Below are 2,059 nucleotides of genomic sequence, written 5' to 3'. Positions count from 1 at the left end.
GATATGTAGGTTAAGAGATTCATTTGGTAATCCAAAATAATCTATGGAAAAAAGTCTAACTAAATAACCGATACATTTGACAATGATTTTTTATCACTGACGGGGATTCCATTGAAAGGATGAGCAAAAATATTGGCAGAATGGAAAAAATATCTTAATGATGCGCATCTTAAGGTTTTTGTTTTGCCATTTCAGATAAAGAAAATAACCGCTTGTTAAGGGCGAGCTAGCGACAAATGGATTATAACACTAATAACATCAGTGTATTTTTTATTTGATAGAAACTTTTAAATCACGATTCATGTAAAGGAGATCTAACTATGAGAGAACAAATTATTAGTATTATTTCAGATATTTCTGGCTATGAAAAAGAACAATTTGATGAAGGCTCTTTTTTTGAAGCTGACTTGGGATTTGATTCTATTATGATGATGGATTTGTATCAAACGATTAGAAATACTGTGGAAGGTATTGATTTAAAAGTTTTTTCAATTCAGAATCTGAAAAATGATATTACAATAAATGAATTATTTAAAATACTAAACTATGATGTAGTTGAATATACCGATGTGGATAAAGATTTGCTGAACGATTTTGATGAAATCAGAAATTTTTCTAATTATTATGAGCAGATAAAAGGGAAGGTTCCATATTTTAAAAAGAATCAAGGCGTAGCTAAAAACAAAATTTCTATTGATGACAAAAAGTATATAAACTATTCAACTTATAACTATCTAGGACTAAATGGAAGCGTTGATGTTTCAGATAGTGCTAAGAAAGCCATTGAACAATATGGGACATCTGTTTCCGGGAGCAGATTACTTAGTGGAGAAATTGACTTGCATGGAAAATTAGAGAAGAAGATAGCTTCGTTTTTAGGAGTAGAAGATGCTTTAGTACAAGTAAGCGGTCATGGAACAAACGTCAATGTCATAACTTCCATTATGGGAGAAGGTGATTTAATACTACATGATTCATTATCACACAATAGCATAGTACAAGGTGCAGTATTTTCGGGAGCAAAAAGAAAACCGTTCAAGCATAACGATATGAGAAGCCTTGAAAAAGAGCTGTCTATGCTTAGAGGAAAATACAACAATGTACTGATAATAGCTGAAGGAATATATTCTATGGACGGTGATATATGTAACCTTCCAGAATTGGTCAACATAAAAAAGAAGTTTAATGCAATTTTAATGGTAGATGAAGCCCATTCATTCGGAACAATTGGAAACAATGGACGTGGTGTTGCTAGTTTTTATGATGTAGCACCTAAAGAAATCGATATTCTCATGGGTACATTGAGTAAATCAGCAAGTAGTTGTGGTGGCTATATAGCGGGGAGTAAAGATTTTATTGATTTTTTAAGGTATAACATGGGAGGATTTGTATTTAGTTGTGGAATTAGTCCTGCAAATACAGCAGCAGCATTAGAATCAATAAAATTGTTTGAAAAAAGCAATGATCTTATAGAGAAATTATCAAAAAACGCAATTAAATTTCTTGAAGGATGTAAAAATTTGGGGATTAATACAGGGATGAGTAAGGATACACCTATTATTCCATGGATAATTGGAAATTCTTCTACAACACTTTTAGTTTCGCAATTATTATATGAACAGGGAATTAATGTTTTGCCAATTGTCTATCCAGCAGTAAAAGAAAACGAATCCAGGCTAAGATTTTTTATTAGTGTGGATCATACAACAAAAGATATAAACGAGACATTAAAGGCTATAGATATCGTTAAAAATAGACTTTGTATAGAACTTGAATAAAGTTCGTGGGAGATAACTAATGGAGATGATAGAAAAAGAAACTGATAGTTTTAATGAAAGACAGAAAAAAAATAAAGGTTTTACTAGACTTTCATTATTACTTAAATTTATTTCAAAGCATAACAAAAATAATCCATATATATTTGAATATGGATTATACGCAAGAATGAAGAACTTCATACGGATAGTGTGTTTAAAAGTTTATAATAAGGAAATCCTAGAAGCAAAGATTAATTTGGAAGAACTAAATGGAACAGATTTATATATTGCATATATAGATC

Annotated in this window: 2 protein-coding genes; both read left to right on the top strand. The window is 30.6% G+C overall.

All coding sequences use genetic code 11. From position 1 onward, the window contains the following. The first annotated feature begins 320 nt into the window (after positions 1–320). Positions 321–1,778: an aminotransferase class I/II-fold pyridoxal phosphate-dependent enzyme gene (locus tag A5886_RS07725; protein ID WP_086274418.1), complete on the top strand. Its 1,458-nt coding sequence runs from the start codon at positions 321–323 to the stop codon at positions 1,776–1,778. 19 nt (positions 1,779–1,797) lie between these two features. After that, on the top strand, positions 1,798–2,059 hold a 262-nt coding region (locus A5886_RS15830; protein WP_179190005.1), incomplete at its 3' end, for a hypothetical protein.

The sequence above is a fragment of the Candidatus Enterococcus testudinis genome, assembly GCF_002140915.1.
GTDB lineage: Bacteria > Bacillota > Bacilli > Lactobacillales > Enterococcaceae > Enterococcus_D > Enterococcus_D testudinis.
Note: the sequence above shows the minus strand (reverse complement) of the source record. Positions and strands in the feature narration are given on the sequence as shown.

Coding starts and splice junctions, on each gene's coding strand:
- A5886_RS07725 (WP_086274418.1), top strand. CDS start 321: ATGAGAGAACAAATTATTAGTATTATTTCAGATATTTCTGGCTATGAA.